24 protein-coding genes are annotated in these 23,360 nt (G+C 63.5%); 12 read left to right on the top strand and 12 right to left on the bottom strand.

Annotation, left to right across the window (positions count from 1 at the left end; all coding sequences use genetic code 11):
- The first annotated feature begins 13 nt into the window (after window positions 1-13).
- Window positions 14-1,546 (top strand): ABC transporter permease, encoded by a 1,533-nt coding sequence (locus ACK4FZ_RS06820; RefSeq protein WP_409819162.1) that lies wholly within the window; start codon window positions 14-16, stop codon window positions 1,544-1,546.
- Window positions 1,530-2,474 (top strand): ABC transporter ATP-binding protein, encoded by a 945-nt coding sequence (locus ACK4FZ_RS06815; protein WP_409819161.1) that lies wholly within the window; start codon window positions 1,530-1,532, stop codon window positions 2,472-2,474. Before ACK4FZ_RS06820 ends, ACK4FZ_RS06815 begins: the two co-directional genes overlap by 17 nt.
- Here ACK4FZ_RS06815 and ACK4FZ_RS06810 read toward each other — a convergent pair.
- Window positions 2,437-2,787, bottom strand: coding sequence for a hypothetical protein (locus ACK4FZ_RS06810; protein ID WP_409819160.1), 351 nt, complete (start codon window positions 2,785-2,787; stop codon window positions 2,437-2,439). The two genes, ACK4FZ_RS06815 and ACK4FZ_RS06810, sit on opposite strands and share 38 nt — an antisense overlap.
- 184 nt (window positions 2,788-2,971) lie before the next feature.
- On the opposite strand from ACK4FZ_RS06810, the gene ACK4FZ_RS06805 reads away from it, so the two are divergent.
- Both ACK4FZ_RS06805 and ACK4FZ_RS06800 read left to right on the top strand, forming a co-directional pair.
- On the top strand, window positions 2,972-3,559 hold the full coding sequence (locus ACK4FZ_RS06805; RefSeq protein WP_144373491.1) for an SIS domain-containing protein: 588 nt from the start codon (window positions 2,972-2,974) through the stop codon (window positions 3,557-3,559).
- Window positions 3,560-3,908: 349 nt separating this feature from the next.
- Window positions 3,909-5,600 (top strand): methyl-accepting chemotaxis protein, encoded by a 1,692-nt coding sequence (locus ACK4FZ_RS06800; protein ID WP_409819159.1) that lies wholly within the window; start codon window positions 3,909-3,911, stop codon window positions 5,598-5,600.
- A gap of 129 nt (window positions 5,601-5,729) precedes the next feature.
- Here the strand turns inward: ACK4FZ_RS06800 and ACK4FZ_RS06795 are convergent, their stop codons facing one another.
- From ACK4FZ_RS06795 to hemP, 8 genes are all read right to left on the bottom strand, one after another.
- Window positions 5,730-6,206, bottom strand: coding sequence for a YbaK/EbsC family protein (locus ACK4FZ_RS06795; RefSeq protein ID WP_409819158.1), 477 nt, complete (start codon window positions 6,204-6,206; stop codon window positions 5,730-5,732).
- 67 nt (window positions 6,207-6,273) lie between these two features.
- On the bottom strand, window positions 6,274-7,410 hold the full coding sequence (locus tag ACK4FZ_RS06790; RefSeq protein WP_409819157.1) for a methyl-accepting chemotaxis protein: 1,137 nt from the start codon (window positions 7,408-7,410) through the stop codon (window positions 6,274-6,276).
- Between the two features lie 199 nt (window positions 7,411-7,609).
- Window positions 7,610-8,389: an ABC transporter ATP-binding protein gene (locus ACK4FZ_RS06785; protein WP_409819155.1), complete on the bottom strand. Its 780-nt coding sequence runs from the start codon at window positions 8,387-8,389 to the stop codon at window positions 7,610-7,612.
- Entirely contained in the window at window positions 8,370-9,374 is a 1,005-nt protein-coding gene (locus ACK4FZ_RS06780; protein ID WP_409819153.1) for a FecCD family ABC transporter permease, read from the bottom strand. Before ACK4FZ_RS06780 ends, ACK4FZ_RS06785 begins: the two co-directional genes overlap by 20 nt.
- Window positions 9,371-10,186 (bottom strand): hemin ABC transporter substrate-binding protein, encoded by an 816-nt coding sequence (locus tag ACK4FZ_RS06775; RefSeq protein WP_409819152.1) that lies wholly within the window; start codon window positions 10,184-10,186, stop codon window positions 9,371-9,373. Before ACK4FZ_RS06775 ends, ACK4FZ_RS06780 begins: the two co-directional genes overlap by 4 nt.
- Entirely contained in the window at window positions 10,176-11,231 is a 1,056-nt protein-coding gene (locus ACK4FZ_RS06770; RefSeq protein ID WP_409819150.1) for a hemin-degrading factor, read from the bottom strand. Before ACK4FZ_RS06770 ends, ACK4FZ_RS06775 begins: the two co-directional genes overlap by 11 nt.
- A 10-nt stretch (window positions 11,232-11,241) precedes the next feature.
- The gene (locus ACK4FZ_RS06765; protein ID WP_409819148.1) at window positions 11,242-13,341 is read right to left on the bottom strand and encodes a TonB-dependent hemoglobin/transferrin/lactoferrin family receptor; all 2,100 of its coding nucleotides are present in this window, start codon (window positions 13,339-13,341) and stop codon (window positions 11,242-11,244) included.
- 70 nt (window positions 13,342-13,411) lie between these two features.
- Window positions 13,412-13,582: a hemin uptake protein HemP gene (gene hemP, locus ACK4FZ_RS06760; RefSeq protein WP_144373482.1), complete on the bottom strand. Its 171-nt coding sequence runs from the start codon at window positions 13,580-13,582 to the stop codon at window positions 13,412-13,414.
- A 260-nt stretch (window positions 13,583-13,842) separates the two neighbouring features.
- On the opposite strand from hemP, the gene ACK4FZ_RS06755 reads away from it, so the two are divergent.
- Both ACK4FZ_RS06755 and ACK4FZ_RS06750 read left to right on the top strand, forming a co-directional pair.
- Window positions 13,843-15,219 (top strand): SEL1-like repeat protein, encoded by a 1,377-nt coding sequence (locus ACK4FZ_RS06755; protein ID WP_409819146.1) that lies wholly within the window; start codon window positions 13,843-13,845, stop codon window positions 15,217-15,219.
- A 33-nt stretch (window positions 15,220-15,252) separates the two neighbouring features.
- On the top strand, window positions 15,253-16,014 hold the full coding sequence (locus tag ACK4FZ_RS06750) for a hypothetical protein (protein ID WP_409819144.1): 762 nt from the start codon (window positions 15,253-15,255) through the stop codon (window positions 16,012-16,014).
- A 66-nt stretch (window positions 16,015-16,080) separates the two neighbouring features.
- On the opposite strand, the gene ACK4FZ_RS06745 is transcribed toward ACK4FZ_RS06750, so the two are convergent.
- Window positions 16,081-17,280, bottom strand: coding sequence for an ammonium transporter (locus ACK4FZ_RS06745; RefSeq protein WP_409819142.1), 1,200 nt, complete (start codon window positions 17,278-17,280; stop codon window positions 16,081-16,083).
- Window positions 17,281-17,704: 424 nt separating this feature from the next.
- Between ACK4FZ_RS06745 and ACK4FZ_RS06740 the strand changes: the two genes are divergently transcribed.
- From ACK4FZ_RS06740 to ACK4FZ_RS06725, 4 genes are all read left to right on the top strand, one after another.
- Window positions 17,705-18,085, top strand: coding sequence for a hypothetical protein (locus ACK4FZ_RS06740; RefSeq protein ID WP_409819139.1), 381 nt, complete (start codon window positions 17,705-17,707; stop codon window positions 18,083-18,085).
- A 53-nt stretch (window positions 18,086-18,138) separates the two neighbouring features.
- Window positions 18,139-18,570 (top strand): hypothetical protein, encoded by a 432-nt coding sequence (locus ACK4FZ_RS06735; RefSeq protein ID WP_409819137.1) that lies wholly within the window; start codon window positions 18,139-18,141, stop codon window positions 18,568-18,570.
- Between the two features lie 27 nt (window positions 18,571-18,597).
- A complete protein-coding gene (locus ACK4FZ_RS06730) occupies window positions 18,598-18,969 on the top strand; it encodes a hypothetical protein (RefSeq protein WP_409819134.1) in 372 nt (123 codons plus the stop codon).
- Window positions 18,970-19,058: 89 nt separating this feature from the next.
- On the top strand, window positions 19,059-19,460 hold the full coding sequence (locus tag ACK4FZ_RS06725) for a hypothetical protein (RefSeq protein ID WP_409819132.1): 402 nt from the start codon (window positions 19,059-19,061) through the stop codon (window positions 19,458-19,460).
- Between the two features lie 80 nt (window positions 19,461-19,540).
- Here ACK4FZ_RS06725 and ACK4FZ_RS06720 read toward each other — a convergent pair whose 3' ends face one another.
- Window positions 19,541-20,164 (bottom strand): 4'-phosphopantetheinyl transferase family protein, encoded by a 624-nt coding sequence (locus tag ACK4FZ_RS06720; RefSeq protein WP_409819129.1) that lies wholly within the window; start codon window positions 20,162-20,164, stop codon window positions 19,541-19,543.
- Window positions 20,165-20,221: 57 nt separating this feature from the next.
- Complete coding sequence (locus ACK4FZ_RS06715) at window positions 20,222-20,716, bottom strand: Lrp/AsnC ligand binding domain-containing protein (protein ID WP_409819127.1); 495 nt, start codon at window positions 20,714-20,716, stop codon at window positions 20,222-20,224.
- Between the two features lie 181 nt (window positions 20,717-20,897).
- On the opposite strand from ACK4FZ_RS06715, the gene ACK4FZ_RS06710 reads away from it, so the two are divergent.
- Together ACK4FZ_RS06710 and alr are read left to right on the top strand one after the other, a co-directional pair.
- Window positions 20,898-22,217, top strand: coding sequence for a D-amino acid dehydrogenase (locus ACK4FZ_RS06710; RefSeq protein WP_338116351.1), 1,320 nt, complete (start codon window positions 20,898-20,900; stop codon window positions 22,215-22,217).
- A 7-nt stretch (window positions 22,218-22,224) separates the two neighbouring features.
- Window positions 22,225-23,292, top strand: a complete 1,068-nt coding sequence (gene alr / locus ACK4FZ_RS06705; protein ID WP_409819125.1) for an alanine racemase — start codon at window positions 22,225-22,227, stop codon at window positions 23,290-23,292.
- Window positions 23,293-23,360: the final 68 nt, after the last annotated feature.

Genomic DNA, 23,360 nt, shown 5'->3' with positions numbered 1-23,360 from the left:
ACCCGTCTTGCACATGAATCGTTCCCTTGCCCTGCCAGCCCTGTTGCCGCTGGCCTTCCTGCTGCTGATGGTGGCTGCGCCGCTGGCGCGCCTGCTGCAGGAAGGGCACGCCGGTTTCAGCCTGGCCCTGCTGCAGGATAGCTATATCCAGTGGCGGCTACTGTGGTCGGCCGGCCAGGCGCTGGCTACCTGCGCGCTGGCGTTGCTGATCGGCCTGCCGCTGGCCTGGGTGCTGGCGCGTTTCGATTTTGCCGGCCGCCGCCTGCTGTTGCGCCTGCTGATGCTGCCCTTTGTCATGCCCACGCTGGTGGCCGGCATGGGGGTGCTGGCGCTGTTCGGCCCGCATGGCGTGGCCGGCGTGAATCTGCAGGACACGCCGTGGCTGCTGCTGTACGGCAACCTGTTCTATAACCTGCCGCTGCTGGTGCGCGCCGGCGTGGACGGCCTGGAGCAGGTGCCGGCCAGCCGGCTGGCGGTGGCGCGTACGCTGGGCGCCTCGCCGTGGCGTACCTTCTGGCGGGTAGAGTGGCCGGTGGTGCGGCCGTGGCTGGCGTCGGCGCTGTGCCTGATTTTTCTGTACTGCTTTGCCGGCTTTGGCCTGGCGCTGCTGCTGGGTGGCCAGCGCTACGCCACGGTGGAAGTCGAGATCTATACGCTGGTGGCCTACGAGCTGAACCTGGCCGACGCCGGCGTGCTGGCGCTGCTGGCGCTGGGCGTCGGCGCTGCCGTGGCGCTGGCTTACGCTGCGCTGGAGCGTGGCCTCGCGCGGCCGCAGCGGCTGGCGCCGACGCTGCGTACCCCGGCGCAGGGTTGGCCGCAACGTCTGCTACTGGCGAGTGCGTTGACGGTGCTGGCCCTGTGTTGCCTGCTACCGTTGCTGGCCATTGTATGGCGCGCGCTGCAGGCCGATGCCGCCGTGTGGGCGATGCTGGCCGAGCCCGAGGTGCTGGCGGCGCTGGGCAATACGCTGCGCTTTTCCGGCGCCGCGCTGGGGCTGTCGCTGCTGCTGGGCCTGTGCCACGGCTGGGCGGCGCAGCGCTGGCTGGCCTTGCGCGCGCTGGTGTTTTTGCCGTTCATGGTGTCGCCGGTGTGCCTGGCCTTTGGCCTGCTGCTGCTGTACCCGCAGTACAGCGCCAGCGTGGGGCTGCTGATCGCCGCCTACGCCTTGCTGGCGTACCCGTTTGTGGCCAAGGGCGTGCTGTCGGCCGCCGCCGCGCTGCCACCGCAGTTGCCGCAGGCAGCGCGCACTCTGGGCGCCACGCCGTGGCGCAGCTTCTGTCGCGTCAGCCTGCCGCTAATGCGCCCGGCGCTGCGGCGCGGGCTGGCGTTTGCTGCAGCCACGGCGGTGGGCGAGTTTGCCGTCAGCCTGTTCCTGTCGCGGCCGGAGTGGGCCACGCTCACCACGCTGATCTACCAGCACCTGGGGCGGCCCGGCGCGGCCAACCTGCAGCTGGCGCTGCTGCTGTCTTGTTTGTTGATGCTGTTTGCCCTGCTGGCCTTCGTGGTCATCGAGTGGCCGGAGAAAAACCATGCTCGAGCTGATTGACCTGTCGCTGTCCTACGCCGGCCGCGCAGTGCTGCAAGGCGTCAGCCTGCAAGTGGCCGCTGGCGAAACGCTGGCCCTGCTGGGGCCGTCGGGCGAGGGCAAGTCCAGCCTGCTGTCACTGGTGGCTGGCCTGCAGCGCCCGGCCGGTGGTCAGGTGCGGCTGGGCGGGCAGGACATCACCCGGCTGCCGCCGGAGCAGCGCCACATCGCCATGATGTTCCAGGACCACGCGCTGTTTCCGCACCTGGACGCGGCGGCCAACGTGGCATTCGGTTTGATAGAGCGCGGCGCGGGCAAGTTGGCCGCACGCCAACAGGCGGTGCAGATGCTGGCGGCGGTGGGGCTGGCCGGGCGCGAGGCGGCAGCAGTGCATACGCTGTCTGGTGGCGAGCGGCAGCGTGTGGCGCTGGCACGGGCGCTGGTGTGCCAGCCACGGCTGCTGTTGCTGGACGAGCCGTTTTCCAGCCTCGATACCCACCTCAAGCAACAGCTGCTGGCCGACGTACGCCGCCACCTGGCTGCCTTGCATGTGCCGGCGCTGCTGGTCACGCACGACCGTCACGAGGCGTTTGCGCTGGCGCAGCGCGTGGCCATCCTGCAAGCCGGGCGCATCGTGCAGCACGGTACGCCGCAGGCCATCCTGCAGGCGCCAGCCAGCGCCTGGGTGGCGCGCTTTGTCGGGCTCGATAACGTCTTCGACGACCACGCCATCCCGCCGCAGGCCTTTGTGCTGGGCGCCGGCCAGCCGCGGCGCGCCATCGTGGCTGCCGAAGCGCAGGCCGACGGCTGGCGTGTGACCGTGGCGGGCGACGGCGGCCAACCCTGGCAGCTGCTGCTGGGCGTACGCGAGCTGGCCGGGCAGGGCGCACCGAGCGTGGGGCAGCAGCTGGCTATCGGGCTGGACCGCCGCCAGGTGTTGTACTGGTAGCGTCGTAGCGCGACCAGAAAGTCAGCTTGGCACTGTCCGGTGCAATCAGCGCCAGGTAAGCCAGGCAAGCCTCGTTTTGCATGAAGCGCTGGCAGATGGCTTCAGCGCTGGCGCGGCTGTCGGCCAGCACCACGTCAGCCCACAGGCCATCGTCGCTTTGCAACAAGGCGTGCTCGACAAAGCCGGGCTGCAGCAGCAGGAACTGCTGACGCACGCGTTGGCTTGCAGCCAGTAATTGATCGGGTGTGACGCCATCGGCGGCGCGGAAGGTGGCAAATTCACAGCCAGCAAAGGGCAGGGTAGGGTAGGTCATGGCAAGTCTCCGGAAAAGGCCGCAACAGGCGGCCTGTGCCGGCAGCATGCACCACGATCTTGCCAGCGTACTGTCAGCAGCTTTTTCCGGCGCGTTGCCATTTTGTATGCAGATGATGGGTGATGGCGCGGCAAAGCACGGGTAAAATGCGGCATCGATTAGCCAGACAGAACACGCCCCACCTATGAAACCGCATATTGTTGCCACCCTCACCGAAGCCCGCAGCGCGCTGGACGCCCTGCTGTCCAACCCGCAGGCGCTGTCTGCCATCGAGGCGGCCGGCGATGCGCTGGTCAATGCGTTCAACAACGGCCGGCGCGTGTTCAGCTGCGGCAATGGCGGCTCGATGTGCGACGCCATGCACTTTGCCGAGGAGCTGTCCGGCCGCTACCGCAACGACCGCCGCGCGCTGCCGGCGGCCAGCATCAGCGACCCCAGCCACATCAGCTGCGTCGGCAACGACTACGGCTACGAAGCCATCTTCTCGCGCTATCTGGAAGCGCACGCCGGCGCCGGCGACGTACTGCTGGCCATCAGCACCAGCGGCACCAGCAAGAACATCCTGGCGGCGGTGAAAGCCGCCAAGGAACGCGGCATGGTGGTGGTGTCGCTTACCGGCCGCCCCGGTTCGGTCATCGGCGGCCTGGCCGATATCGATGTGTGTACGCCGGGCGGCCAGTACGCCGACCGCGTACAGGAGCTGCACATCAAGGTGATCCACATCCTGATCGAATCGGTAGAGCGCGCGCTGTTCCCGCAGAACTACGCCTGACTATTGCATGTCGCCCTGCACACCCGCCTTGATGGCGGGTTTTTTGTTTGATTACGCCCTTGGCATTTTTTTCCGCCAGCATTCCCTACACTGGGGCTTTGCATTTGGTATTGAAAAGGTATTTAACGGTTGCCAATGGTGCCACCGCTTATTTACGTGGCACAAAATGGTGTGCTTGCCATGGTTGGCCGCAGTTTGTGCTGCCATTTCCCTACAATGCTGCCCTACGTATAAATACTTGTCTTGCATAGCGCTTCTTGACTGTTCAGCCCGGCAACGCTAATTATCAGTAAGTAATCACTGTAGTATTTTGCTACACAACCTATAAAAAGTATGGGGGCAAGGCACTATGTCCACGTTAACCATTGGCCAGCGTCTGACGGTGCTGGTTTCCGTCTTACTGCTGATTGCCATGACGCTGGGTGGTTACGGCATGCTGACACAGTCACAAATATTGCATGATTTTTCAACTGCTTATCATGATCGTGTGGTGCCGCTGCAGCAGCTGAAGAAAGTCAGCGATGGCTACGCGGTAAGCATTGTGGATGCTGCGCACAAGGTGCGCGCCGGCAGCATGGACAAAGCAGCTTTTCTGAAAGAATTGGATAGCGCCCGTGCCGTGATCGGTACCGAGTGGCAAGCCTATCGTGCTACCTACCTTACCGATAACGAGCTGAAACTGGCTACCGAAGCCGAAGCGGCGATGAAGCGTGCCGACAGTGGCGTAGACCGTTTGCGCAGTCTGGTGGACGCTGGCGATCTGGCGGCTTTGCAAGCTTTTAACGATAGCGAGTTATACCCGGCGCTGGACCCGGTATCGGGCAGTATTTCGGCGCTGATCAACCTGCAGCTGAAAGTGGCGGCCGAGGAGTACTTGAAAGCGGAAGACAGTGCCACCTTGTCGGCACGTTTATCGATACTGCTGATGGTCGTCGGCGTGCTGGCGGGGGCGTTGCTGGCCTGGCAGATCATCCGCAACCTGCTGGCGCAGCTGGGCGGTGAGCCGCGTGATGTGGTGGCGCTGGCACAGCGCATTGCCAAGGGCGATCTTAGCCAGCGGTTGCAGGTGAAACCGGGTGACAAGGACAGCGTGGTGGCGTCGATGAGCGCCATGCAGAGCGGGCTGATCGGCCTGGTGCGCAACCTGGAAAGCATTATCTCGCGCCTGAGCGTGAACGCCAGCGAGTTGGCCGCAGCGTCAGAGCAGGTGGCGGTGAGTACCGAGGAGCAAACCCGTGCTGCGGCGTCGATGTCGGCGTCGGTAGAGCAGCTGTCGGTCAGCATCAGCTCGGTCAGCGACAACGCCCGCGAGGTGGCGGTGGATGCCAAGGCGTCCGGCCAGCTGGCGCTGGACGGCGAACGCATCATCGACCGCACGCTGGGCACCATCAACACCGTGGCCGACATGGCGCGCGGCTCGCAGCAGCAGGCCGACCTGCTGGGCGCCAAGTCGTTGCAGATTTCCAATGTGGTGCAGGTGATCCGCGACGTGGCCGAGCAGACCAACCTGCTGGCGCTGAACGCGGCCATCGAGGCGGCGCGCGCCGGCGAGCAGGGCAGGGGTTTTGCCGTGGTGGCCGACGAGGTGCGCAAGCTGTCGGAGCGCACCGCGCAGTCCACCGCCGAGATCAGCACCATCATTACCGAGATGGTTAGCAGCAGCCAGCAAGTAGTGCAAACCATTCATGCCACGGTAGACGAGATGGACGCCGGCCTGCAGCAAACCCTGCAGGCGCGCGAAGCGGTAAGCGGCATTACCAGCAACATGACGCGCATCAACGAGTCTGTGGCTGCCATTTCGGTGGCGCTGGCCGAGCAACAATCGGCTAGTGGCATGGTGGCCAGCAATGTAGAGCAAGTAGCACAGATGTCGGAAGAAACCAGTACCGCTGCGGTGCAGACTTCCAGCTCCGCCGAGCAGATGGAGCAGATGGCACACGAGCTGAAAGCCAGCATCGACTTCTTTACGCTGCCGCAGCCGGGGCAAAGCCGTGGCGGCGACGGTGTACAGCCGGTAGGGGTGGCGGTGGCGGTAGTGTAAGCGCGGCTGCCAACCTTCTGGCTTCAATACAAAGCCCTGCCGGCAGTGTTGGCAGGGCTTTGGTTTTGTGGGTGCGCGGGGCCGGCAAAGCCGGGCTACCCGCTGTTGGTGCAGGGCGCGGCGGCGGTATCAGGCTTCGGCAGTCTGGGCCTGGCAGCAGTCCACCCATTGGCCGCCCACCAGCGCGGCCAACCTGGCCGGCGTAATGCGCACCGCAGTGTGCACGTCGCCTGCCGCCGGCAGCACTTCGTCGAAGTCGCGCAGCGATACGTCCAGGTACACCGGCAGCGCGGTGGCCAAGCCGAACGGGCAGACGCCGCCTACCGGGTGGCCGGTCAGCTGTTGCACGTCCTCGGCCGGCAGCATGCGGCCCTTGCCGAATGCCGCCTTGAACTTTTTGTTGTCGATGCGGGCGTCGCCACGCGCTACCAGCAGCACGTTGCGGTCGTCGGCCAAGCGAAACGCCAGCGTTTTGGCAATGCGCCCCGGCACCACACCGTGGGCTTCTGCGGCCAACGCCACGGTGGCGGTGCTGGTGTCCAGTTCGATGATGGCGATGTCCGGTGCGTGGCAGGCCAGGTAATCGCGTACCGATTGCAGGCTCATCTGCAGTCCCCTTGCAGCAAAAAGGCCATTATCGATATTGCGCGCCGGCCTGCCAATGCCGACGTGCTCACCGCTGCTGGCCTTGCTGCACGATGCGCGACAACTGCTCGGTGATGTCCTGCGAGGTGGTGGCCTGCTGTTCGCTGGCTTCGGCGATCTGTACCACAAAGTCGCGTACCTGCTGGATTTCCTGCGCAATGGTCTGCAGTGCGGTTTCGGCGCGCTGGAAGTCCTGCTCGGTAGCGGCAACCTGATGCCGCCCCTGCTCGATGGCCGCCACGTTCTGCTGCACATCACGCTGGATGTCACCGATCATGCTGCCGATTTCCTGGGTGGCCTGCGTGGTACGTTCGGCCAGTTTGCGTACCTCGTCGGCCACCACGGCAAAGCCGCGGCCCATTTCCCCGGCGCGGGCCGCTTCGATGGCCGCATTCAGCGCCAGCAGGTTGGTCTGGTCGGCAATGTCCTTGATGACGTTGACGATCTTGCCAATGGCTTCCGAACGCTGGCCCAGCGAGGTCAGGCTATCGGCGGTACTGCGTACCATATCGGCTACTTCTTTCATGCTCTTGCTGGTTTGCCCGACGATGGTGACGCCTTGGCGGGTTTCGCCCAGCATCAGGTCGGCAGATGCCGACGCCGACGCGGTTTGCACCGCCACGTTTTCGATGGTGGCGCTCATCGCCTGCATATTGAACGAAATGTCGCCCACGCTTTTTTCCATCAGCTGATGGCGTTGGGCTGCCTCCTGGCTTAGCTGGTCGGCCAGGTACTGGGCACTGATGTCACGGAAACTGGCCATGAAACACAGCAGTTCGCGTGGCGCGTCTTTTTTCCAGATCGGGAACACCTTGGTTTCAAAGATCACGTTGCCCACCGGAATGGTGGCTTTGTGCACGTCTACCCGGCCGCTGCCCAGGTCGCGCAAAATGGCACGAATGCGCTCCGGGTCGCGGTGAAACTGGTGAATGCTGTGCTGGTAAGCTTTGTCGACATCGACACCGGGGCGAAATTTCTCGTTCATCGCGCTGCGGTATTTGGCCAGCACCTCGCGTGCAGTCCTGTTCATGTAAATGATGTTGTTGTCTGGCGTGGTGTCGGCCAGCATGATCAGGTTGTCTACACAGTCCAGCATCTGGCGGAGTTGGTGCAATTCTTCGTCTTGTAGCGTGCGGGCAGCGTCGCGCTTGGTAAAACCGAACATGGCAATCTCCCTGGTGGGTGGGTGAAGGCAGTGGTGTGTGCCGGCTTTGGTTTAGCACGCCGTCAGCGTCTTTTTTATAGAAATCTATTGCTCGTGGCGAAAGGTGCTCGGGTAGCTGTGGTGGCGGTGATACAAGGGGTAGTTATAGAAATTGTATGGAATCAGCGCATGGTGGCTTGTTACCCCCATGCGCTGAATGTCAGGCCGGCGCTGCTATTGTCCCCAACGTATCGATCAGCCAGTGTTGGTTGCCGGGCTGGCGTTCGGCGCGGATCGGCCAGCGGTATACCTGGCTGAGCAGGTCGCCGTGCAGCACCGCGTCCGGCCGGCCTTGCGCCACCAGCTCGCCGTCGGCCACCAGCAGCAGCCAGTCGGCAAAGTTGGCCGCCAGTTGCAGCTCGTGCAGCACGCAGACCAGCGTACGCCCCTGGCGTGCCAGTTGTTGTAGCTGGCGCAGCAGCAACTGCTGGTGGCGGATGTCCAGATGGTTGCACGGTTCGTCCAGCAGCATCAGCGGCGTGTCCTGCGCCAGCGCCCGCGCAATGGCGGCACGCTGGCGCTCGCCGCCGGACAGCGTGGCCAGCCGTTGCCCGGCCAGGCCTTGCAGCGCCATGCTGTCCAGCGCCCGCGCCACCGCCTGCTGGTCGGCCGCGCTGCTGCGCCCTAGCCAGCCCAGCTGCGGGCGGCGGCCCAGCATCACATAGTCGGCCACGCTCAGCGGGCTGTCGGCGCCTTCGTGCTGGCCCACCCAGGCCAGCGGGCGCGGCTGGCCGGCACGCAGCGGCTGCCCCAGGCTGTGGCCGTGGCAGTCGCCATGAAAACCGGCCAGCGCGCGCAGCAGCGTGGTCTTGCCGGCGCCGTTGGGGCCGATGATGGCGCACAGGCTGCCAGCGGGGATGTGCAGCTGGCGGGCGCTGAACAGGCAGCGGCCACCGGCGTGTACCGCGATGTGGTCCAGCTCAAATGCCGGGGCGTTCATGGCGGCCTCCTTGCAAGCGACGGAACAACCATAAAAAGAACACCGGCCCGGCAAAGGCCGCCATCACGCCGGCCGGCAGGTCTACCGGGTAGGCCAGCTCGCGGCCCAGGGTGTCGATCAGCAGCAAAAACAAGGCGCCGACCCAGGCCGACCACAGCATCAGCTGGCGCCGGGTGCCGCCGCCCAGCAGCGCGATGGCGTTGGGCACCATCATGCCGACAAAGCCGATGATGCCGGACAGCGTCACCGCGCCGCCGGCCAGCAGCGCCGCGCCAATAGTGGTAAGGGTGCGGGTGCGGCCAACCTGTACCCCCAACGAGCGGGCGGTGTCGTCGCCCAGCAGCAGGCAGTCCAGGTCGCGTGCCACCAGCAGCAGGATGGCCGCGCCCAGCGCCATCACCGGCAGCACATAGCCGTGCTCGGCAAAACGGGCTTCGGCCAGGCTGCCGGCTAGCCAGCTCATGGCGCCGCGCAGCGTCAGGTCGTCGGACAGGAACAGCAGCAGGCTGACGATGGCGCCGCAGCACGCCCCCACCACCACGCCGATGATCAGCAACCCGGCCTGGCCGCCTTGCAGCAGCCGGTTCAGCAGCAGGATCAGCGCGGTGACGGCCAGGCCGCCGCCAAACGCCGCCAGCGGCACGCTGAGGCCGCCGATGCCCAGCGCGATGACGCCGATCACCCCCAGCGCGGCGCCGGACGACGTGCCGATCAACCCCGGGTCGGCCAGCGGGTTGCGGAACAGCGCCTGCAGCGCCGCGCCGCTCATCGCCAGTGCCGCGCCCACCAGCAGCGCGTTGACGATGCGCGGCAGCCGCAGCTGGCGCACGATGGGGTCGTGCCAGTCCGGCGCCTGCCACTGCCCGCCGCCAAAGCCGGCCAGCAGCCAGATCAGCGCCAGCCCGCCCAGTGCGGCCAACCCTAAACCGATACCCGGCAGGCGCGGCCAGGCGGGCAGGGCGGCCAGCGTGCGGCTGCCGCTCATGACGCCAGCGCCCGCAGTTTCTGCACCGTGGCCGGGCTGGCCACGCCCAGGCGCAGGAAGTCGGCCGCCGGCCAGGCCAGCACGCGGTTTGCCTTCACTGCCGGGCTGCCCGCCAGCTCCGGCCGTGCCTTCAGCGCCGCCAGGCTGCCGAACACCGGCGCGTTGTGCGCGGCCACGATCACCACGTCCGGCGCCGCACGCAGCCACGCCTCTGGCGTCATTGGCAAGAAGCCCTGCACGTCGGCGGCGGCGTTCACGGCACCGGCGGCGCGGATGATGGCGTCGCCGGCGGTGCCACTACCGGCCACCAGCCGGCCGTCGTAGCTGAACAGCACGCGCTTGCCCTTGCCGGCCTGCGGCTGCAGCGCCTTCAGCCAGCGTGCGGCCAGCTGTTCGGCGCGCCCGGCTTGCCCCAGCGCCTGCCCCACCTGGCGAATGCCGTCGGCAAAGGCCGCCGGGTCTTCGCTGTGGCGGATGCGGCCAACCTTCAGCCCCAGCGCCTGCAACTGGTCGTAGATGGCGGGCGGTTGCGCCTGGTCGCTGCCCAGCACCAGGTCGGGCTTGCTGGCCAGTACCGGCTGCGGGGTCAGCGCGCGCGAGCTGCCGATCTCGGGTACCCGGGCCAGCTGCGGCTGGCGCGCCAGCTTGTCGCGGCCAACCAGCAGGTGCTGCGCGTCCAGCGCCAGCACGATTTCGGCCACGTCGGCGGTCAGCGCCACCACGCGCGGGCCGGCCGCCGACTGTGCCGGGGCGGCGGCCAGGGCGGGGGCTATCGCCAGTGCCAGCAATAGCGGCAGGCGTTTACGCCACATGGTCGGCCTCCTTGCGCGGCAGGGCGGCGGCCAGCTCGCGCCAGCCGGCCAGTTCCGGCTCGCCCTCGATGCGCTGGCCGAAGAAGCTGACAATGCTGTGGCCGTCGGCGTCGAACGCTTCGATGGCGGTGATGATGCCGTCGCGGGTGGGGCGGCGCACCAGCCAGGTTTCGTGCAGGCGGCTGTCCTGCAGGTGCAGGTTGAAGCCGGCGTCGAGGATGTTCAGCCACTCGCCGATGCGTTGCACGCGCTGCAGCGCGCCGGTATGGATCTGCACCATGCCGCGGTTGCCGACAAACACCATGATCGGCAGCGCGCTGTCGGCGGCGCCGCGCAGCAGGCGGTCTACCGCGTCGCCGGCCAGCTGCCAGGCGTGGCCGGCCGGCGCGTGGCGGAAGGCTTGCTGGCGGGTGAGGCCGTGTTTGCGCAGCAGGCCGTGGAAGTGGTGCACGTCCTGCAGCGCCAGCCAGGCGTCGGCAAAGGCGGCGGCGTCGAAGCCGGCCGGCAGCGGCTGGCTGGCCGGGGCGGCGTCGACATCGCTGCTGTCGAACAGCGGCGTGGTGGCCGCATCGGCAAACTCGGCCACCAGCGCTTGCCAGGCGGGCACGGCGCTGTCTTCTTTCAGGTACAGCTTGTGGATGGCGTGGCCGGCGGCGTCGTAGAACTGCAGCGAGCGCAGCATGCCGCGCGGGCTGGCCTGCTCGGCGGCGTAGGCGTGCGCCCAGTGCGCGGGGAACAGGCGCAGGTCGAGCTGGCCGGGGTTGAGCACCAGGCCCACTTTGTCGGATAGCGTCAGGTTGTCGTAGCGGCCGTCCTTCTCGTGTACCGCCAGTTCGTTGCGGGTAATGGCTTTCAGCGTGCCAAGCTCGGCCAGGCGCGGCAGCAGCGCCGGCAGGTCGCAGCGCAGGCGGGTACTGCCCGGCAGGCAGGCCAGCAGCTGCGCTTCGCTGACGCCCAGCTGTGTGGCCGCATCACGCTGGCGCAGGTGGGCCTGTTCGGCCTTCAGCGCCTCGTAGCGCTGCAGCAGGGTAACGGGTGCGTTCATGGCGGTCCTTTCAGAAACGGGTTTCCAGGCTGGCGCTGACGCTGCGGCCGGCCTGGGCGTAGAAGTCGACAGCGCTGCCGGTGATGTTTTTCACGTCGGCCCACTGCCAGTATTTCTTGTCGCCCACGTTGTGCACGGTGGCGCGCAGCGTGGTCTGCTTGCCCAGCTTCAGCCAGCCGCCCACGTCCAGCGTGCCGTAGCCGGGGGCCTTGAACTGGCTGGCGCTGGCGGCGCGGGTTTTGGCGGCTACCAGCGTGATCAGCACGTCGCTACCCCATTGCCCTTGCTGGTAGTGCGCGCCCAGCGTGGCTTTCAGCGGGTCGATGCTGTTGAGCGGGGTGCCGGTTTTGCGGTTGCTGCCGTGCGCCCAGGCCAGGCTGCTGTCCAGTAGCAGCGCGTCGCTGGCTTGCCAGCCGGCGCGGGCTTCCACGCCATGGGTTTGCACGCTGTCCAGGTTCTGGTACTGGAAGATGCCGCGCGGCGAGGCGGTGTCGGTGCCCAGGGTGACGGTATCGATGAAGTTGCTGTAGCGGTTGTAGAAGGCGGTGAGTTGGCCGCTGACGCTGCCGCGCTGGTATTTGCTGCCCAGCTCGATGCCGCGCGAGGTTTCCGACTTCAGGTTGGCGTTGGGGATGATGCGGTAGCCGGCCTGCGCGTTGTTGAAGGTCATGAACGAGCTGTCGAACGGCGGTGCGCGGAAGCCGGTGCTGAGGTTGGCAAAGCCGGTAATGCCGTCGGCCAGCGGCAGGCTCAGGCCCAGCCGGGGCGACCACGCGCTGTCCTGGAAGCGGCTGACCGGTACCGCGCCGCCGCTGCTGGCCTGGTAGATGGCGTCGCTTTGCGGCGTCATGGTGTAGCGGTCGTAGCGCAGTGCCGGAGTAACGGTGAGGCTGCCCAGGCGGAACTGGTCCTGCACGAACAGGCCCAGGCGCTCGCTGCGGTTATCGGGGAAGGTCTTGCTGCTGGTGGTGGTGCTGCCGCTGGTGGTGCGCGTCAGGCGGCTGGTGTCGGTGCGGGTGGCTTCAACGCCGGTCAGCACGCGGTGCTCGCCGAGGCGCCATTCCAGCTGGCCGTCCAGCCCGCTGATGTCCTGGTCGAAACGGTGGTTTTCGTAGCGGGTGCCGGTGCTGCGCACTTCTACTGCCTTGTCTTCGTTGCGCAGCGTTTGCTGGTACAGCTTGAGGTTGGCCGCCGCCAGGCTGCCGTCGCCCTGGTAGCGGTACTCGGCGCTGTAACGCTGGCGACGGGTGTCGTCGTCGCTGTCGCGGTCGCGCACGGTATAGCCGGTGGCGGCGCCGCGGGCGCTAAGCAGCTCGGTCTGGCGCTGGCGGTCGAAGCTTTCCACGCCCAGCAGCAGCTGGTGCGGGCCGTCCTGGCCCAGCGCCACTTTGGCTAGCACGTTGCGGGTGTCGGTCAGCTGCGGGTCGGCCACCGTGCGCTGGCCGCCTTCGATGTCGCGGCTGGCAGGGGTGTCCAGTTCGTGCGCGCGGCGCTGGGTCAGCATCAGTAGTGCGGCGGTATTGTCGCCGGCAGCCGCCACGCTGGCGGTGGTGGCGCTGCCGTGGCGGGCGCCGTCGTACGATTGCTTCAGGCCGAAGTGCAGCGGTTTGTCGCGGTCGACAAAGTTGCCGGGCTCGAAGGTGTGCTGGCTGATCACGCCGCCGATGGCGTCGCTGCCGAACAGCGCCGACGCCGGCCCCTTGATGATGTCGATCTGGCGCAGGGTATCCGGCTCTACCAGGTCACGGCCGGAGATGGCACCGCCGCCACTCATGTACGCTTCGGGCAGGCGGGTGCCGTCTACCTGCATCAGGATGCGGTTGGTTTCGATGCCGCGGATGGTAACGCCGGCGTTGCCACGGCGGCCCTGGTCGCCGGACACCGATACGCCGGGTTCTTGCGCGAGCAGGCTGTCGAGGTCGCTGGCGTGCTGGCGGTCCAGCTGTTTGCGGCCAACGGCCGAGATATTGGGCGCGGTATCGGCCAGCTGCTCGCTGATGCGGTTGGCGGTGACCGTGGTGGTTTCCAGCACGGTGGGGCTGTCGGCAAAGACGGGCAGGGCCGCTGTCGTCAGACAGATGCCCGCCAGGGTAATGCGATCCTTGGACACGGATCTTCTCCTGTATGCGTGGCACCGTGGCTGGCGATGGCTGGCTCGGTGGGGTGGTTGCAGTGCGGTGTTATTTCACCAGTATCAGTTTGTCGTTCTGCGTCAGTTGCAGGCGGTAGTACTCGCCGCGATGGCAGATCAGCAGCTGGCGGTCGCGCACGAACAGCGTGCGGGTATCCAGTACCGTGTACGGCTGCTTGTCGGCGGCCGGCTTGGCTTGCGCTGCGGGTGTGGGCGTCATGATGTCACCTCCTTTTATGATAATAATTCTTATTAACATGCGGGGCAAGTGTCAAGCACGCCATGCGCAGGCGCGTTGCTGAGTGGCAGGGCACAAGCGCCAGGGCTTGAGGCAAGGCTTCACCACAGCGCTCTAGTAAAAATCATCCAAATGGATGATTTAAAATTTACCCGATCATCTTATAGTTTTGGCATTGCTTGCCGTGCCGATGTCATTTGCAGGGTGCGACCAAGTCCTGTCACTACCGATGGAGAACCCCCATGCGCATGCGATCACTTTTGCTGGCCGTCTTGCTGGCCACCAGCCCGGCCCTGGCCTTGGTCGACTTTCAAACCGGCGAAGCAGCTTATAAGCGCCAGGATTACCCCGCTGCCCTGGCCGCTCTGCAGCCGGAAGCTGCGCAGGGTAATGCCAAAGCGCAGGATTATCTTGCCGTGATGTACTACTACGGTTATGGCGTGAAAAAGGATCTGGCCCAAGCCGTCAGTTGGAGCCGCAAAGCAGCCGAGCAGGGTTATGCCCCAGCGCAGTTCAATCTTGGCTTTTTGTACGACAAAGGCGAAGGTGTGCCGAAAGACGCCGCCCAGGCGGTGGCCTGGTACCGCAAAGCGGCCGAGCAGGGTTATGCCCATGCGCAGCTTAATCTTGGTCTGATGTATGAGCACGGCGAAGGTGTACAAAAAGACGCCGCCCAGGCGGTGGCCTGGTACCGCAAAGCAGCCGAGCAGGGTTATGCCCCAGCGCAGTTCAATCTTGGCCTTTTGTACGACAAAGGCGAAGGTGTGCCGAAAGACGCCGCACAAGCGTTGGCATGGTACCGCAAAGCGGCAGAGCAGGGTGTTGTGGAGGCCCAGCACAACCTTGGTGTGATGTATGAACACGGCCAAGGTGTACAAAAAGACGCCACACAGGCGGTGGCCTGGTACCGCAAAGCGGCGGAGCAGGGCTTCGCCGAAGCGCAGAAGAACCTTGGGTGGATGTATGACAATGGTAGTGGTGTGCCGAAAGACGCTGCCCAAGCGTTGGTCTGGTACCGCAAGGCGGCTGAGCAGGGCTATAGCCCAGCGCAGTTCAACCTTGGCTTGATGTATGCCAATGGCCAAGGCGTGCCGAAAGACGCGGCGCTGGCGGTGGCCTGGTATCGCAAGGCTGCTGCTCAGGGAGATGAACTAGCCCAGAACAATCTTGCTGTCATATATCATTATGGCCAGGGCGTACCTGCCAGTAGCGTGATCGCCTATGCACTGTACAACCTGGCGCAAGCGGCGGGTAATGAAAAGGCTGCCGACAATCTGCGTGAGCTGGAGCAAGACATGTCCAGCCGCGAGATAGCCACCGCGCAGCAGCTGTCACGCCAGATGTCGCAGCCGGGGCAGCTACTGGCGGCACTGGACCGTTTCCAGAAAACCCTGCCTGCCCCCAAGGCTGCCAAGCCCGCTCCGGCACGCCCACAGGCGGCAGCCGATCCGTTTCCGGCCCGCCCGGCGCGGGTGGCGGGCCGCACTACCTGCAATACGGTGTGCCACAACGCCGACTGCTACCGTACCTACGATTCCGGCAAGAAGGTGCGCTTTCGCGCCAAGCTCAAGTTTGACCCGTTTACCAACCAGCCTACCTGGGATGCTGGGGGCTGCTGAGCCCGCCACAGACCACTACGCCAGGAGTTGATGATGAAAAAGACCCTCTATGCTTCGCTATTGCTGCTGTTGCTGACTGCCTGCAGCAAGGGCATTGATAAAACGCCGGATACCAGCAGCCTGGATGTATACAAGGTGCGTATCGAGCAGGATTTTGCCGAGGCTACCCCCGAGCAGGTGGCGGCGTTCAACTACGCGGTGTCCGGCCTGGACTTTGACACCCTGAAGGCCAAGTACAAAGGCAGCAGCTACCGTGATATTGCCAGCCGCGAGTTGCAGGCGCATCTGGCAGGGCTGGAGGCACAATGGCAAGCGGTAGAAAAACAGAAGCCCCAGCTGCTGAAAACCAAGGCTGATTTTGCCCGCGTGCAGGTCTCGGTACTGTCCAGCGAGATCACGCACGACAGCTTTTTTGACAAATGGGACGTGCGCTACACCATGAAAGTGCGCAATGGCTCCAGTATTCCGCTTTCCAAGGTGAAGCTGCACGCCACGCTGGGCATTAATGGCCAGCCGGAGGTGCTGTATACCTTTGAACCGCTCGCCGAGTTCCAGAATGGTTTGCGCCCGGGGCAAGAGGCCACCATTACCGGCAGCATGGTGGGCTTTTTGTCGTTTGATAAGCCTGTAACGCTGGCCGTGCGCGAGGCGCAATCGCGCGAGATTGTGGCCCAAGTGCTGGACGCTACCGACTTTGCGGGTAAATGGGTTATCGGTAACGATACGGCGATGGACAAGCTGGAAACCCTGCCGCCGCAGATTGCCACCACCAAGCAGCATCTTGCCAGTCTGTAAGCTGTGGTATGAATAAAGCGCCCGGCGTGTCATCAACATGCCGGGCGCTTTTGCTTGCGGCCAACCTTACCAGTTGCTCTCGCGTTCCGGCGTGGCGGTAATCTGATGGATGGACAGGTCGGCGCCGTTGAATTCCTCTTCGTCACTCAGGCGGATGCCCACGGTTTTCTTCAGCACGCCGTACACGATATAGCCGCCGCCAAAACCCACCACCACACCGGCCACCGTGCCGGCCAGTTGCGACAGCAGCGTCACGCCGCCGGCGCCGCCCAGCGCTTCCAGCCCGAAGATGCCGGCCGCAATGCCGCCCCAGGCGCCACACAGGCCGTGCAACGGCCACACACCCAGCACGTCGTCGATCTTCCAGCGGTTTTGGGTGAGGGTGAACAGCCACACGAACATGGCACCGGCCACGCCACCGACTACCAGCGCACCCACCGGGTGCATGATGTCGGAGCCGGCACACACTGCCACCAGGCCGGCCAGCGGGCCGTTATGGATGAAGCCCGGGTCGTTCTTGCCCAGCCACATGGCGGTGAGCGTGCCGCCCACCATCGCCATCAGCGAGTTCATCGCCACCAGGCCGGAGATGCCGGCCACTTTCTGTGCGCTCATTACGTTAAAGCCGAACCAGCCCACGATCAGGATCCACGCCCCCAGCGCCAGGAAGGGGATGGACGACGGCGGGTGCGCGGCGATGCGGCCTTCCTTGCTGTAGCGGCCGCGGCGTGCCCCAAGATGCAGCACGGCGGCCAGGCCGATCCAGCCGCCCACTGCGTGTACCACTACCGAGCCGGCAAAGTCGTGGAACGGCGCGCCCAGGTTGGCCGCCAGCCAGTCCTGCACGCCGAAGTGGCCGTTCCAGGCAATGCCTTCAAAGAACGGGTACACCAGGCCCACCAGCAAGAAAGTAGCAGCTGTCTGCGGGTGGAACTTGGCGCGCTCGGCAATGCCGCCGGACACAATGGCCGGAATGGCGGCGGCGAAGGTGAGCAGGAAGAAGAATTTCACCAGTTGGTAGCCGTTGTCCTGGCTGATGTGCTGTACATCGGCCAGAAAGTTGACGCCGTAGGCGATGCTGTAGCCAATGAAAAAGTAGGCGATGGTAGAGACGGCAAAGTCGGTCAGGATCTTCACCAGCGCATTGACCTGGTTTTTCTTGCGCACGGTGCCCAGCTCCAGAAAGGCAAAGCCGGCGTGCATGGCCAGGATCATCACGGCGCCAAGCAGTAGAAACAGTACGTCGTTGGGGGTAGTGGCAGGCATGGCTTGCTCCCTGATTAATATTCTGGTGCAGGGTGAGCAATAACAGTGCCAGATGGTCGTTTTCGGTGCCCATTCAAGTTGGCCGCAGCAAGAGCAATGCACTTTGCCCTGCATTGGTATGAATTTAGCGAACTAATGGTGCATTTGCCGGTTGCTTTTCAGTGCATGGCACCAGTTAAGTGCATGCTATTGCGCTGATACTGCATGCCATCTGCCACCTCCCAGAACAAGGTGTATGCGCCCGGCTATCACCATGCCATACCGCCATTCATGGCCTGTATGGCCAGGCTCGGCCCCACCTTGCCCGGTAAACGTTTGCTGGGTGATGCACCCCGTGTCTGCAAAATCATCCATTTGGATGATTTTTGGTTTTTGGCATTGCTATAGCATCGTCTATGTCATCAAGAACTGAATGGAGACAGCCATGCAAGTAACCACGCTTATTCCTGCCATCTTGTTGGTGGCCAACCTTACGGCGTGTCTGCCGCAGGACAAGAGCGCTACGGCGCCGGTAACTGCCAAAAAGCCGCCCGAAAACTTCATGATCAGTACTTTGCCTGCGCTGCCAGGCTGGGACATCAAAGAAAGTAAAGGCATGTACTGCCAGATGTTCCGTCACATCGGTGAAGACAACTATGGTGCCCAGTTTCGCCAGGCAATGGCCGCCATCGAAGAGGAAGGCAAAAAGTCTGGGGCGCATGCACTGATCAATTTCAAGGTAACAGCGGCTACCTACGAGGTGCAAGGCGCTAAATGGTCGGCCGCTACGGTCAATTTGTGTGGTGATTTTGTGGTGTTAGCCTGAGTGCAGCCGTGCCGGTTGCGAAATGCAGTAAGTAAATGAGTGGAGTAAATACCATGAAAATGCCTAGTGTCGTGCTTGGCCTTGGTGGCCTGTCTGCTTTTATGGGTGCGCTGATGCCTCTGGCTAATGCAGGTGATCTGTATGTTTCCGTTAGTCACGCAGGGGGTGTGTATTTCCTGCTTTATCTGCTGCCTTTGATACTGATTGCGTTTGCGCTAATGCATCAGGCGGGTGCCATGCCCAGCCTGCTTTGGCCGGTAGTCATGGTGGCAGTGCCGGGCCTTGTGCTGGCACTGATGGGGGCGAATGCCGCGATGGATTACATCGCCTTTTTTGGTAACGCCGGAGCACTATTCAACAATATGGCTGGTGCAATCAATATGAACATAGCCAAGCCATCGGTAGGTGTGGGTGCTGTTGTGATGGTGGTTTCTTATTTGGTGTCTGCAGTCGCTGTGGTGTCAAAAAGTCGCGCAGAGTCTTGATTTTGCCAATATGGCTGAGGTGAAAGTATGCGCTACATCATAGCGAGGCTGGTGTCGTTTGCGTTTGCAATGGCAAGTTTTTTTTATGTGGTAACGGGCTTGTGGCGCTGGTGGCTTTATGGGTTTTACGATCATTCTGCGCCCGTCATGCTGCTGATTGCAGGAGTGTTTTTTTGCGGTAATTGTTGGCATTACTTGCGCATGACAAAGTACCAGACGCAAAACTATGACTGGTATCGTTCAAATCATCCTGACAGTATCTATCGCGATAGTGTGGCCTGCTGCACATGTGGCGCACGGCGAATTCATGTGCGTGCGTTATTTAACCATACTTATACTCGTGAGCATTTTTGCACACAGTGCGGTAAAACACTTTATTACTCGCCAGAAGGGCGCTGATATCGCTATATGGCAGACAGCAAAGTCTGGAAGCTTGTTTGCTTGAATGTGTCTGGCAAATAAAATCATGCTTTTACATGGAGAGCATCATGAAGAATAAAATTCTTGCAGTGCTAATGGCAGCTATCAGCTCTTTGGCGATGGCAGGTGAGTTTCAAGTTTCTTACAGCAGCGAATGCCAGTTGATGAGCAAACGACAAGTTTATGATCTTATCAATGAAGTAGGTATTGCTGAAGGGTTGAGCTTGAGACCCGAATACCATATTGCCGGTACGTTGAGATGTTTCTATCATCGCGGCCTTTCTGGGCCGGATAGCCCAGTATTGCCGTATACCTTTCGCGTAACCATAGAGAAGCAGGTGAAGGATGGTAACAAGAAAGGTTGGATGACTGTCAGTGAGTGGACCAGTTGGGGCGTGACCGATGGTACCCGGGCTTGGCATGATGAGTTGCGTAAGTCGGTTAGCCAGCTTATTCGCCAGTATCGCTAGTGCCTATTTGACAGCCTTGTTCTGGCATCGCTTTCGCAAGCGGCGTCAGAACGAGGCTTTCACAAGTTGTGATTATCTCTTCATTTGCTCGTAGTCAGCCATGGCATCAGGCTGACATGGGCAGCCTTGCCGGAGCCGCATTGCAGTTTGGCCTCCAGCGGCGCCGGGGCGGTAATGGCTAACAGCAGGCCGCAGTCTGGCAGCACCAGGTGGGCGGCGTAGTGGTCCAGCTGGTGGATGCTGCGAGTCTGTTGCGGGGTTTCCCAGCGCCGGCCGTGGTACTTGCCCAGCGCTTCTTTCAGCGTCCACACCGTCCAGAACGGGTCGCCAGGCAGGCTGCCGTCTGGCTGTGCGGCCAACCATGCGGCCTCATCGGGCGTTAGCAGTTCGGCCAGTTCATCTGCATCGCCCGCGTGGGCGGTTTGTTCCATGTCAAGCCCCAGTGGCCGGCAGGCCGACACTGCAGCGGCTACCCACGGCCCGCTGTGGCTGATGGAGAGGCCTAGCGGTGCCGGCGCGCCTTCCAGCAGCAGGCAGGCCGGTTTGTCGCTATCGATGGCAAAGTGACGAACCGGCAGCGCCATTAATTGTGATGCGGCTTGCAGTGCCAGTTGCTGGCCCAGGGCTGTCAGTGCCTGGCGTCGCGCCAGGCTGTCTTGTGCGGCGGTGTCCGGCAAACGGTCCAGCAGAATCAGCGTATTCATGGCGTTTTATCGATGGCAGTAGTCATGACGGCAGCTTAGTCAGGAATGACTTTGAAGTCACGCCCGTTCACGACCGGGGCTGTCCAGATTCAGCAGCAGCGTTTCTTTTACTTCTTCCATCACCACATAGCTGCGCGACTCGTTGGCCTGCGGCAGTTTCAGCAGGATGTCGCCGAGGATCTTGCGGTACATCGACATGTCCGGCAGCCGCACCTTTAGTAAGTAGTCGTACTCGCCGGATACCAGGTGGCACTCCTGCACGTCGGGCAGCTTCTGCACCTCACGGCGGAAGGCGTCGAAGATATCGCCGGATTTGGCCGACAGTTTGATTTCCACGAATACCAGCAGGCTGGCGCCCAGCGCCTGCGGGTTCAGGCGGGCGTGGTAGCCCTCGATCACGCCCTCGCGTTCCAGCCGGCGTACGCGCTCGGTGCAGGGGGTGGTGGACAGGCCCACTTTTTCGGCCAGTTCGGTCATGGCGATGCGGGCGTTGGCCTGCAGTTGCTGCAGGATCTTGATGTCCACTTTGTCCAGCTGGCGGCTTCTGTCCATTGTGCGTTGCGGTTTCACTGTTTTATCCTATTTTTGCAGCGATATGCACTGCGCTGTTATTAAATATAAGTGAAAAAAACTGTGTTTTAATCAATATACTACGCAAATTCACTGAGCGGTAACAGCCGCCGATTGCACACACGACAGGACAGCCCGCGCTGTCCTGTTTCAACAGGGTAGCCTGGAGGTAAACATGAAAGTCATCGTTCTTGGTGGTGGGGTCATCGGTATTTCCACTGCATGGTATCTGGCCAAAGCCGGCGTCGACGTTACCGTGGTGGAACGTCAGCCCGGCCCGGCGCTGGAAACCAGCTTTGCCAATGCCGGCCAGATCTCCCCGGGTTACGCGGCGCCGTGGGCGGCGCCCGGCATCCCGGCCAAGGCGGTGAAGTGGCTGTTCCAGAAGCACGCCCCGCTGGCGATTCGCGTGGACGGCAGCACCTACCAGTGGGAATGGATGGCGCGCATGTTCGCCAACTGCAACCCGCAGGCCTACAACGTCAACAAGGGCCGCATGATGCGCCTGGCCGAGTACAGCCGCGACAAGATCCGCGAGCTGAAAGCCGAAACCGGCCTCGGCTTTGAAGGCCGCGAAGGCGGCACGCTGCAGCTGTTCCGCAGCCAGCAGCAAGTGGACGCCATGGGCAAGGACATCGAGGTGCTGAAAGAGTGCGGCGTGGCCTACGAAGTGCTGGACGCCGACGGTTGCGCCCGCATCGAGCCGGCACTGAAAAAGACCAAGCACAAGCTGAAAGGCGGCCTGCGCCTGCCCAACGACGATACCGGCGATTGCCAGATGTTCACCACCCGCCTGGCCGAAATGTGCGCCGGCCTGGGCGTGAAGTTCCTGTGGGGCAAGAGCATCGACAGCATCCAGACCTACGGCGACAAAGTGACCGGCGTGGTGGTGGAAGGCGAGCTGCTGAGCGCCGACCACTATGTGGTTGCCACCGGTAGCTACTCGCGCGAAATGGTGAAGGCCATCGGTATCGACATCCCGGTGTACCCGGTAAAAGGTTACTCGCTGACGGTACCGATCACCAACGCCAAGGGCGCGCCGGTGTCTACTGTACTGGACGAGACCTACAAGATTGCCATTACCCGTTTCGATAACCGCATCCGTGTTGGCGGCATGGCCGAGCTGGCCGGTTTCGACCTCAGCCTGAACCCGAAACGCCGTGCTACGCTGGAAATGGTAGTGACCGACCTGTACCCGGACGGTGGCGACGTGTCGCGTGCCGAGTTCTGGACCGGCCTGCGCCCGATGACCCCGGACGGCACGCCGATCATCGGTGGCACCCGCTTTGCCAACCTGTCGCTGAACACCGGCCACGGCACGCTGGGCTGGACGATGTGCGCCGGTTCCGGCAAGGTGCTGGCCGACCTGATCACCGGTACGCAGCCGGAAATCCTGGTAGACGGCCTGTCGATGCAGCGTTACGCCAAGCAAGGCGAAACCCTGGTGGTGCCGATGTTCCAGCCCGCTGCGGCCAAAGCCTGAGATTGCCATGCGCCCATTGATTGCTTCGATCCGCCTGGATCACTTCCGACATAACTACCTGCTGGCGCGCCAGCAGCACGGCGGCCGTGCGCTGGCCGTGGTGAAGGCCAACGCCTACGGCCACGGCGCGGTGCGCTGCGCCCAGGCGGTGGCCGACGTGGCCGACGGTTACGCCGTGGCCTGCCTGGAAGAGGCGCTGCAGCTGCGTGCTGCCGGCATCAGCCTGCCCATCCTGCTGCTGGAAGGCGTGTTCGAGCCGGCCGAGCTGGCCGAGGTGCAGGCGCACGACCTGTGGCTGGTGGTGCAGAACCGCGAGCAGCTGGCCATGCTGTTGGCCGCACCGGCCGCCAAGCCGTTCCGTGTGTGGCTGAAGATGGATTCCGGCATGCACCGCGCCGGCTTCTTCCCGGCCGATTACGCCGCAGCCTACCGCGAGCTGGCAGCCAGCGGCAAAGTGGACGCCATCGTCAAGATGACGCACTTTGCCCGTGCCGACGAGCCGGGTTGCCCGGCCACCGACGCGCAGATTGCTGCGTTCGATGCCGCCACCGCCGGCCTGGGCGGCGACACCAGCCTGGCCAACTCGGCCGGCATCATGATCCACGCCGACGCCCGCCGCGACTGGGGCCGCCCAGGCATCATGCTGTACGGCGCCACGCCGCTACCGGCCGACCATGCGGCCAACGTTGGCCTCAAAGCGGTGATGCAGCTGACCACGCGCATTTTTGGCGTGCGCGAGCTGGGCGTGGGCGAGCCGGTAGGCTACGGCGCGTCGTTCCATACCGAGCGCCCCACCCGCGTCGGCCTGATGGCGTGTGGCTACGCCGACGGCTACCCGCGGCTGGCGTCTACCGGCAGCCCGGTGCTGATCGACGGCGTCAAGAGCCGCGTCATCGGCCGCGTGTCGATGGACATGATGACAGTAGACCTCACCGATATCCCGCAGGCTGGCGTAGGCAGTACCGTCGAGCTGTGGGGCGACACTATCAGCGTCAACGAGGTGGCCGCCCACGCCGGCACCATCGGTTACGAGGTGCTGTGCAACGTCAAGCGGGCGCATTTCCGCTACGTGTAAGCAGAAATTTTAATGGCATAAAGCGGTAAGCGCAGGCTTACCGCTTTTTTTATGGAACAATAGAAAAG

It is taken from the genome of Vogesella sp. (assembly GCF_046297735.1).
Classification (GTDB): Bacteria; Pseudomonadota; Gammaproteobacteria; order Burkholderiales; family Chromobacteriaceae; genus Vogesella; species Vogesella urethralis.
This window is presented reverse-complemented; position numbering and strand designations above follow the sequence as displayed.

Coding starts and splice junctions, on each gene's coding strand:
- ACK4FZ_RS06820 (WP_409819162.1), top strand. CDS start 14: ATGAATCGTTCCCTTGCCCTGCCAGCCCTGTTGCCGCTGGCCTTCCTG.
- ACK4FZ_RS06815 (WP_409819161.1), top strand. CDS start 1,530: ATGCTCGAGCTGATTGACCTGTCGCTGTCCTACGCCGGCCGCGCAGTG.
- ACK4FZ_RS06810 (WP_409819160.1), bottom strand. CDS start 2,787: ATGACCTACCCTACCCTGCCCTTTGCTGGCTGTGAATTTGCCACCTTC.
- ACK4FZ_RS06805 (WP_144373491.1), top strand. CDS start 2,972: ATGAAACCGCATATTGTTGCCACCCTCACCGAAGCCCGCAGCGCGCTG.
- ACK4FZ_RS06800 (WP_409819159.1), top strand. CDS start 3,909: ATGTCCACGTTAACCATTGGCCAGCGTCTGACGGTGCTGGTTTCCGTC.
- ACK4FZ_RS06795 (WP_409819158.1), bottom strand. CDS start 6,206: ATGAGCCTGCAATCGGTACGCGATTACCTGGCCTGCCACGCACCGGAC.
- ACK4FZ_RS06790 (WP_409819157.1), bottom strand. CDS start 7,410: ATGTTCGGTTTTACCAAGCGCGACGCTGCCCGCACGCTACAAGACGAA.
- ACK4FZ_RS06785 (WP_409819155.1), bottom strand. CDS start 8,389: ATGAACGCCCCGGCATTTGAGCTGGACCACATCGCGGTACACGCCGGT.
- ACK4FZ_RS06780 (WP_409819153.1), bottom strand. CDS start 9,374: ATGAGCGGCAGCCGCACGCTGGCCGCCCTGCCCGCCTGGCCGCGCCTG.
- ACK4FZ_RS06775 (WP_409819152.1), bottom strand. CDS start 10,186: ATGTGGCGTAAACGCCTGCCGCTATTGCTGGCACTGGCGATAGCCCCC.
- ACK4FZ_RS06770 (WP_409819150.1), bottom strand. CDS start 11,231: ATGAACGCACCCGTTACCCTGCTGCAGCGCTACGAGGCGCTGAAGGCC.
- hemP (WP_144373482.1), bottom strand. CDS start 13,582: ATGACGCCCACACCCGCAGCGCAAGCCAAGCCGGCCGCCGACAAGCAG.
- ACK4FZ_RS06755 (WP_409819146.1), top strand. CDS start 13,843: ATGCGCATGCGATCACTTTTGCTGGCCGTCTTGCTGGCCACCAGCCCG.
- ACK4FZ_RS06750 (WP_409819144.1), top strand. CDS start 15,253: ATGAAAAAGACCCTCTATGCTTCGCTATTGCTGCTGTTGCTGACTGCC.
- ACK4FZ_RS06745 (WP_409819142.1), bottom strand. CDS start 17,280: ATGCCTGCCACTACCCCCAACGACGTACTGTTTCTACTGCTTGGCGCC.
- ACK4FZ_RS06740 (WP_409819139.1), top strand. CDS start 17,705: ATGCAAGTAACCACGCTTATTCCTGCCATCTTGTTGGTGGCCAACCTT.
- ACK4FZ_RS06735 (WP_409819137.1), top strand. CDS start 18,139: ATGAAAATGCCTAGTGTCGTGCTTGGCCTTGGTGGCCTGTCTGCTTTT.
- ACK4FZ_RS06730 (WP_409819134.1), top strand. CDS start 18,598: ATGCGCTACATCATAGCGAGGCTGGTGTCGTTTGCGTTTGCAATGGCA.
- ACK4FZ_RS06725 (WP_409819132.1), top strand. CDS start 19,059: ATGAAGAATAAAATTCTTGCAGTGCTAATGGCAGCTATCAGCTCTTTG.
- ACK4FZ_RS06720 (WP_409819129.1), bottom strand. CDS start 20,164: ATGAATACGCTGATTCTGCTGGACCGTTTGCCGGACACCGCCGCACAA.
- ACK4FZ_RS06715 (WP_409819127.1), bottom strand. CDS start 20,716: ATGGACAGAAGCCGCCAGCTGGACAAAGTGGACATCAAGATCCTGCAG.
- alr (WP_409819125.1), top strand. CDS start 22,225: ATGCGCCCATTGATTGCTTCGATCCGCCTGGATCACTTCCGACATAAC.